This is a genomic window from Corallococcus interemptor (assembly GCF_003668875.1).
GTDB classification, from domain to species: domain Bacteria; phylum Myxococcota; class Myxococcia; order Myxococcales; family Myxococcaceae; genus Corallococcus; species Corallococcus interemptor.
Map to the genome: position 1 here is coordinate 1 of NZ_RAWM01000212.1, position 8,063 is coordinate 8,063.

Sequence of the window (8,063 nt, forward strand, 5' to 3'; positions counted from 1 at the left end):
GGCACTGGCCGTCCCCCGGACACGGCGGCGCCGGGGGGCGGGGAGGTGCGGGTGGAGCTGCGCGGAGAGTCCAACCCGTACCCGGAGTGCCCCACGCCGGTGGCCTGCCACACCTCCACGTTCGACGTGGCGGCGGAGCAGTGCGTGGAGACCGAGGAGCCGGACGGCACGGCCTGCGACCCGGGCAACGCGTGCATCCTGGGCGCCACGTGCACGGCCGGGCGGTGCAGGGGCACGGAGCGCGTCTGCGACGACGGCAACGCGTGCACCACGGACGTGTGCAACCCGCTGGACGGCTGCACGTCGGTGCCGGCGCCGCCGTGTCCGGGGGACGGCCAGTGCCAGGTGGGCGCGTGCGACCCGAAGGTGGGGTGCACGCTGGCGAAGGCGCCGGACGGGACGTTCTGCGGCCCGGAGCGCGGCTGTGACCTGGCGGACGTGTGCCTGGACGGGACGTGCCAGCGCCGCGACCCGCCGGACAACTTCCCGTGCGCGGCGGCCAGCCCCTGCCAGGGGCCGGGGAAGTGCAAGGGCTCCGTGTGCCAGCGCCCCGCCGTGACGGCGCTGGCGCCGGACTGGACCTACGACGCGGCGTCCAACGGCGAGGCGCTGCACGACCTGCTGGTGGGCCCCACGGGGGACGTGACGCTGGTGGGCTTCTTCGTGCCGGCGCTGCTGGACGCGGCGGGCCCGGTGCCGGTGCGCGCGAGCACGTCCGGGCGCCGGTGCATGCTGTGGAACGACCGGCTGTTGTGCATGGACCTGCCCTTGTCCGGGCAGGTGTCGCTGCTGGACCGGGTGACGGGAGCGCCCCGGTGGACGTTCGACCTGGCGAAGGCGCGGCCGGACTTCACGCAGGGCCTGACGACGGTGTTCATGGCGCGGCTGGGGGTGATGCAGCCGGACCGGCTGGCGGCGCTCTTCGAGGCGTACCCGGCGGGCACGTCCCGCGACACGCTGTGCCGGCAGTACTTCCTGGTGGTGCTGGATGCCTTTGGCGGGATGGTGTCCGCGCAGAAGTTGCAGGACCCGCTGCTCGCCGAGTGCAACCACCCGCACCCGTACGGCGTGGCGTCCGACGCGGCGGGCGACCTGTACGTGGCGTTCGGACAGACGCAGAACGTGGGCGCGCCGCTGTATCCGGGAGCGCCCACGTTGCTGATGGCGTTCTCGCAGGACGGGGTGCCGCGCTGGCGCAAGACGGAGGCCTTCGCCGCGGGGGAGCTGGCCATCGTGAACGGGCTTCTGCTCAACGAACGCTCCACGCAGGCGCTGCGCACGCAGGACGGGCAGGCGGTGGGTTCACAGCCCTTCCCCCGGCAGCTGGGGCGCGCGCTGGCGACGTCCGGGCACGTGATCCCCTCGCCGTCCGAGGACACCGTCGCGGGCGGCTGGACGCTGGAGGGCTACGCGTTGCCGGGCCTCACGCCGTCGTGGACGCACGCTTTCCAGGGGTGGCCGGGGCCGGTGGCGCCGGAGGTCCGGCTGGCGAGCTGGCCCACCTGGCCGGGCCAGCCGCCGGAGACGGTGGTGGTGGGCACGGGCATGGACGCGCGGGGGCCGGTGCTCTTCGCCGTGAGCGCGAAGGACGGCAGCCAGGTGTTCCAGTGCCCGGTGCCGGACGCGGTCACGCCCGCGCAGTTCCTGGAGCTGGGGCCGGACAGCCTGGTGATGATGGACGGGGCCACGACGTGCGGCGATTGCGATCCGCCCTTCGCCTACAGCCAGTCACGCTTCCGGCGCTTCCCGATTCCCGGCCTGAAGCCCGCGGAGGAACCCTGGCCCGGAACCTTCGGCGGGCCAGGGCACGACCATCACGAGGACCCGGTGCGCGGGCGCTGAAGCCTCACGGCGTCAGCGCGGTCCAGGTCCAGGTCCAGGATGCGCCCCTCGCGCACTGTTCCATCTGTATCGCGCGTGAGGGGTAGGCCCACCGCGGTGACCTCCCCGGGACGCGTGCGCGTGCGCCATCCCAGCCACGCGCAGAGCGCGGCATCCAGCTGGTCGTGCGTGCACGTCCGTGAGTCCTCGAAGCGCAGGCCGGAGGCCTCCAGCAGCGCCTGTCTCCGGGCACGTCCCTCCGGCGTGGACTTTCCCCCCAACTTCTCCACAGCCAGCGCGCGCCAGGTGGCACCGGGGAAGGCCTCGAAGAGGCGCGCGTCCGAGAGCGACGGCGTGTCCAGGTCCAGCATGGGCACGCGGGCGTGGACCCGGAGCGCGGCGAACAGCAGCACGCTGCCGCGCACGAAGCCCGCGAAGGGCGCGCCGGGCACGGGCAGCACGTCCGGAGTGCGGCCCGGAGCGCGCAGCCTCCGCTCCGCGTCCCGCACCTTCGCGCCGGGGTTCGCCAGCGCCTGGGGCCCGTCCACCACCACCACGTCGCCGGGCCTGATGGCGAAGACCTCCGCGAGCGCCTCCGGCTCCAACGTCGCGGGCCAGACGCGCTGGGAGAAGCGCACGCGGCCGTCCCCGTCCACGATGGCCTCGTCCACGGAGCGGGGATTGCGAGCGAACGGGTCCGTCAGGTCCCAGCCCACGAAGCGGCGCGCGTGCGTCATCGCGTGTCTTCCTGCTGCGGGGCCATGCACCGGACGTTAAGAGGGGCCGCCTTCACTTCCACCCAAGGTGACACGCACATGCACTACCGTCCGCTGGGCCGCACCGGCCTGTTTGTCTCTGAACTGTGTTTCGGCGCCATGACCTTCGGTGGCGAGGGCTACTGGAAGAACATCGGGCAGCAGGGCCAGTCGGAGGCCGACGCGCTGGTGGGCCGGTGCCTGGACGCGGGCATCAACTTCTTCGACACCGCGAACGTGTATTCGTACGGGCAATCAGAGGAACTGCTCGGCAAGGCGCTCTCGGCGAAGCGCTCGCAGGTGGTGCTGGCCACCAAGGTGCGCGGCCGCATGGGCCCGGGCCAGAACGAGACCGGCCTGTCGCGCTACCACATCTTCGACTCCGTGCACGCCAGCCTGAAGCGCCTGGGCACGGACCACATCGACCTCTTGCAGATCCACGGCTACGACGTGGCCACGCCGCTGGAGGAGACGCTGCGCGCGCTGGACGACCTCGTGCGCCAGGGCAAGGTGCGCTACCTGGGCGCGTCCAACCTGGCCGCGTGGCAGCTCATGAAGGCGCTGGGCATCAGCGACCACCGCGGCCTGTCCCGCTTCGAATCGCTCCAGGCCTACTACTCCATCGCCGGCCGCGACCTGGAGCGTGAGCTGGTGCCGCTGATGAAGGACCAGCAGGTGGGCCTGATGGTGTGGAGCCCGCTCGCGGGAGGCTTCCTGTCCGGCAAGTACCGCCGCGACGCCGAAGGCCCCGAGGGCGCCCGCCGCACCACCTTCGACTTCCCGCCCGTGGACAAGGAGCGCGCGTACAACGCCGTCGACGTGATGGATGCCGTCGCGAAGGAGACAGACACCACCGTGGCGCGCGTGGCGCTCGCGTGGCTGCTGCACCAGCCGCACGTCACCACCGTCATCCTCGGCGCGAAGACGCAGGCCCAGCTGGAGGACAACCTGGCCGCGTCCGAGCTGCGCCTCAGCCCCGAGCAGCTCGCGAAGCTGGACGCCGTCTCCCGGCTGCCCCTCGAGTACCCCGGCTGGATGGTGGAGCGTCAGAACGCGGACCGCCTGCCCCCGGCCCGCTGAGCCGGTTGCTCAGGGAGTCCCGCGCGTACGGAGTTTTCCATCATCGCTGGATGGACCCGACCTGACGCGTCTCAACGACGCGCTGTGTGAGCGCGGTGCTTTCGTTCTTACAGCCCGTCCGGGATGGCAAGCGCCGCATGACGCGGGTTCCCCTCCGGGTCCTGCGGCGAAAGCGACGCTGGGTGTTTGGGATTGGGACGGAGTCCCGATATCTTGGGGACTGCGAAGCGTTCGGTCACTCGAGCGCGTTCCATGGGGCCCACGCGCCTGTCCGACAGCACTCCGGTGCGGCCGGCATCCACGTGGAAGGTAGGACGGTCGCCCGGATGACCTTGGAGGTCCGGTGTGCGGCGTCTCTTGTGCCTCGTGGGGGCCTGTCCGGGCCCCGGGTCATCCCCGGGGCCCGGGTAACCTTTCCCGGTCCTGCTAGTTCGACGTGTCCAGGCGCGAGCCGCCGCTGACGTCGACCCTGGCGTTCTGGGGCCGCTTGGACAGGCGGATGATGCTGCCGCCGGACGCGTCACCGGACACGCTGGAGGGAGCGTCGGCCTCCACGATGGAGCCGCCGCTGGCCTCCACCTGGAGCTGGGAGATGCCCTGGAGCTGCTGGGCATGCACCTGCGCGCCGCCGCTGGCCTCCGCGTCCAGGTGGGTGGCGCGGCCGCTGAGGGTGATCTCGGAGCCGCCGCTGGACTCGGCCTCCACGTTCTTGGCGTCCACGCCGCTCACCTTGAGCACGGAGCCGCCGCTGGCCTCGGCGTCGAACTCATCGGTCGCGGTGACCTCGGCGTTCATGCGGCTGCCGCCGCTGGCCTCCACGTGGTCGATGCGGGGCGAGGACACGATGAGCCGCACCTGGCCGTTGAGGCGGCTCCAGCCCTTGCGCTCCACGCGGGTGGTGAGGATGCCGTCCTCGACCTCCAGCTGGATGCGGGAGAGGTTCTCCGGAGAGCCCTCCAGGCGGACGGACTTGGGGCCCACCGTCACTTCGGCGCGCATGCCGTGGCCCACGGAGACGCCGTGGAAGTCCTCCACCTGGCGCGTCTCGCCCGAGCCCTGGGAGGGCTTCACCGCGTCCTCCGCGTGGGCGGTGCAGGCGGTGGTGGCGAGGCAGCAGGCGGCGAGCAGGGACAGCGTGGGCATCCTCATGGGCGGCTCCGGGCGAGGCGCGAGGACGTGGGAGCACGTCCCGGCGGAATGCCCCGGGTACGCCGGGCGGCGCCGGGTGATTGCATGGAGGCGGCGAAAACCTGTCCGGCGGCCGGACAGGTTCAGGGATTGGCCAGCATCTCCAGGGGGACCCGGACGGAGGTGGTGTCGTCGGGTTTGATCTCCACCAGGAGCTTCAGGGGCCGGCCGGTGCCGTCCATGAGCTTCAGGGTGTGCCGGCCCACGGGGAGGGCGACCTTGGTGAGGGGCGTCTCGCCCAGCGAGCGGCCGGCCAGGGACACGCGCGCGGAAGGTTCGGTGATGAGGGTGAGGAAGCCCTGGGGCGCGGCCGCTTCGGTGGCGCTGTCATCCGGAGCGGGGAGGTCCGCCTCCGAGTCATCAGCGGGAGCGGCGGCCGTGCGGGACTTGCCGCGAGGTGAAGGGGCCGCCGGGTCGCTCTTGCTCTTGCGGAGGGGGGTGCGCGTCTTCGCCTTCGGGGTCTCGGCGTCGTCGGTGTCGTTGCTGGGAGGAGCCGCCGGGTCCGAGGGGGCGGTTTCCGGAGCAGGCGTGGCCTCGACGACCGCGGCGGGGGGTTCCACCGGCGCCGCGGGTCCGGTGGGTTCGGGCTTCCGGGCCTCGGGTTCGGCAGGCGGTGGAGAAGTTGTGGAGGAGTTCGCGCCCGGAGTGGGAGCACGCGAGGAGCTCCACAGTGAGGACACGCGGCCGCCGTCGAGTCCCAGGGCCACGGTGATGCAGAGGCCCGCGATGCCGAGGAGCGCGATGCCGGCCACGATGGCGATGCCCGTGCGGCGGCGGGGGGCTTCGGGTTCGGGGAGGAACTCGTGCGGTTCGGTGGGGCGGCCGGAAGCGCGGGCCGGGGTGACGCGCGCGGGAGGCGAGGTCTGCTTGCGGCGCGACGAAGGCGAGCGGCGCACCGCGGGCGTCTTCTCCGGGGCCTCTTCGGGAGGCAGCGACGGCACGCGGGAGATGGCCGTCTCGTGGTCGCTCATCAGGGCCTGTGGGGCCTGATGCGGCTGCGTGACGCGGAGGCTGTCCTGCGTGGAGGACCGTGAAGGACGGGGACGCGAATCTTCCGAACCGGTGTTCGAAGCGTCGCGAGGAGGCCGGGGACGCGAGTCTTCCGAGCCGTTGTTCGAGGCATCGCGGCCCGACCGTGCACGGGCGTCATCTGCAGCCCCATGCGCGGCGTCACGGGCGGAACGCGCACGAGCCTCCTCGGACCCATGCGCGGCCTCGCGAGGAGGACGGGGACGGGAATCCTCGGACGCGCTGAAAGCCTCACGCGGCGGTTTGGGCCGAGCCTCCTCGGGAGGCACGTTGACGGCCTCACGCGGAGGACGGGGACGCGGTTCCTCCGAGGCCTCACGTCCGGCGCGCGGACGCGGATCCTCGGAGCCCTCCCGGGCGGACCGGGCACGGCCTTCCTCGGGCTCACGTCCACCCCGGGCGCGGGGCTCATCGGGCGGAGGCACGAAGGCCGGAGGCCGCGCCTTCGGTTCCTCGGGAGGCTGCGCACCCACGCGCGACAGCGGCGTGAGGATGGTCTCTCCCTCGACGTAGCCGGGAGACGTGGTGACCTGGGACGCCGTGATGCGCAGTGACGAATCCAGCATCACCGGCGGCAGGGCCGGCTGGGTGCGCACGCCCGGTTCGGAGTCATCCGGCTGCGCGGCCATCCCGTTCGTGGGCGGAGGCGGCCGGAGCGTCTCCGTGGGAGGCGACACCCGGCGGGACGACGGCGGCGCCGGGGGCTTGCGGACCGCCAGCTCCTCCGTCGTGTTGCGGCGTCCACCCGCTCCCGAAGTGGGAGCCGGTGACGCCTTCGCCGGAGCAGGTGCCTTGGCGGGAGCCGCGGGAGCACGAGGAGGCGGCGGCGTGAGCGGAGCCGTGACCGGATCCGGCATGTCCCCACCGCGAGCAATCACCTGCGCGACCTGCGTCTCGCTGGAGGTGCCATCCCCGTTCGACTGCGCGCCAATGAGCAGCAGGCGGGTCTGGTCGCGGCGCTCGGCGAACAGCCGCAGCATCAATTCGCTGCTCTGCTCCGGGTGCCAGATGCGAGGACCCACGGCGCGCTCGATGGCGCGCGCGAACTCCAGCGTGGTGCCGTAGCGGTCCTCGCGCCGCCTGGCGAGCGCCTTGAGGACGATGGCGTCCAGCTCCGGCGGCACCTCCTTGTTCACGCGCGAGGGCGGAGTCACGTCGCCGCTCAACACGGCGTTCATCATGGCCTCGGCGCTCTTCGCGTAGAACAGACGCATGCCGGTGAGGCATTCGTGCAGCACCACGCCCAGGCTGAACAGGTCGCTGCGGGCGTCCAGCGGGTCACCCATGATCTGTTCCGGGGACATGTAGCCGCTGGTGCCCTTCACCATGCCCACCTGCGTGCGGCCCGCGCGCGCCAGGCTCTTGGCGATGCCGAAGTCGAGCAGCTTGGTGACGCCCTCGTACGTCACCATGATGTTCTTCTCGGCGATGTCGCGGTGGACGACAGGCGAGGGCCGGCCCAGCGGGTCGGTGAAGCTGTGCGCGTAGTTGAGCGCCACGGCCGTGTCGCGCACGGCCATCAGGCTCAGGCCCATGGGGATGGGCTCGTGGGCGGAGCGGCACGCGCGGGCCACCTCCACCAGCGTGGCGCCCGGGACGAACTCCATGGCGAGGAACAGCTCACCGTCCGCCACGTCCAGGTCGTACACGTGGGCGATGTGCGGGTGGTTGAACGCGGCCGTGACCTTGGCCTCGTCCAGGAACATCCGGACGAACTCCTCCTCGCCGCGGATGTCGGGGAGGATCTGCTTCAGCACCACGATCTTGCGGAAGCCGGCCAGGCCCCTCTGGGCCGCGAGGAAAATCTCCGCCATCCCGCCTGTCGACAGGCGGCAGAGCACCTCGTACTTGCCCAACACCCGGCCGCGGAACCCGTCCGGAGTGAGCGTCAGCGTCGTCCCAGCCATGGAAGGGGTCCGACTCTACACCGGTGCAGCCACCGGCGGGAAAGGCCCGGGACCCCGTTTCTGACCGGATGCCAGGGTTTACGAGGATGCGCCTCCGTCCGGGCGAGGACAGGGTTTCCAGAAGCGGGCGCGCGAACTGTCCGACACCGGAGGGCGGCCTCTGGGACGGACAGACAGCGGATGGGGCGCCGGTACCGTGCGTGCCATGGGGCCGCGAGCGCGTCAGGCAGGCAGGTGGGCACGGCGCGTGGGGGCGCTCGTGGGCATGCTGTGGGGGTGGGGT

5 protein-coding genes are annotated in these 8,063 nt (G+C 72.1%); 2 read left to right on the forward strand and 3 right to left on the reverse strand.

Annotated features, from left to right (window positions below; translation table 11 throughout):
• The coding region (locus D7X96_RS37920) for a tenascin-X (RefSeq protein ID WP_121771914.1) at window positions 1-1,842 on the forward strand (1,842 nt) is incomplete at its 5' end.
• On the opposite strand, the gene D7X96_RS37925 is transcribed toward D7X96_RS37920, so the two are convergent.
• Window positions 1,815-2,558 (reverse strand): DUF429 domain-containing protein, encoded by a 744-nt coding sequence (locus tag D7X96_RS37925; protein WP_121771915.1) that lies wholly within the window; start codon window positions 2,556-2,558, stop codon window positions 1,815-1,817. The two genes, D7X96_RS37920 and D7X96_RS37925, sit on opposite strands and share 28 nt — an antisense overlap.
• Before the next feature lie 78 nt (window positions 2,559-2,636).
• Here D7X96_RS37925 and D7X96_RS37930 point away from each other — a divergent pair, with 78 nt between their 5' ends.
• Window positions 2,637-3,656, forward strand: coding sequence for an aldo/keto reductase (locus D7X96_RS37930; protein ID WP_120553159.1), 1,020 nt, complete (start codon window positions 2,637-2,639; stop codon window positions 3,654-3,656).
• Window positions 3,657-4,082: 426 nt separating this feature from the next.
• On the opposite strand, the gene D7X96_RS37935 is transcribed toward D7X96_RS37930, so the two are convergent.
• Together D7X96_RS37935 and D7X96_RS37940 are read right to left on the reverse strand one after the other, a co-directional pair.
• Window positions 4,083-4,805 carry a head GIN domain-containing protein gene (locus D7X96_RS37935; protein ID WP_120553158.1) on the reverse strand — a complete coding sequence of 241 codons (723 nt, stop codon included), beginning with the start codon at window positions 4,803-4,805 and terminating at the stop codon, window positions 4,083-4,085.
• 122 nt (window positions 4,806-4,927) lie between these two features.
• Complete coding sequence (locus D7X96_RS37940) at window positions 4,928-7,780, reverse strand: serine/threonine-protein kinase (RefSeq protein ID WP_121771916.1); 2,853 nt, start codon at window positions 7,778-7,780, stop codon at window positions 4,928-4,930.
• Window positions 7,781-8,063 lie beyond the last annotated feature (283 nt).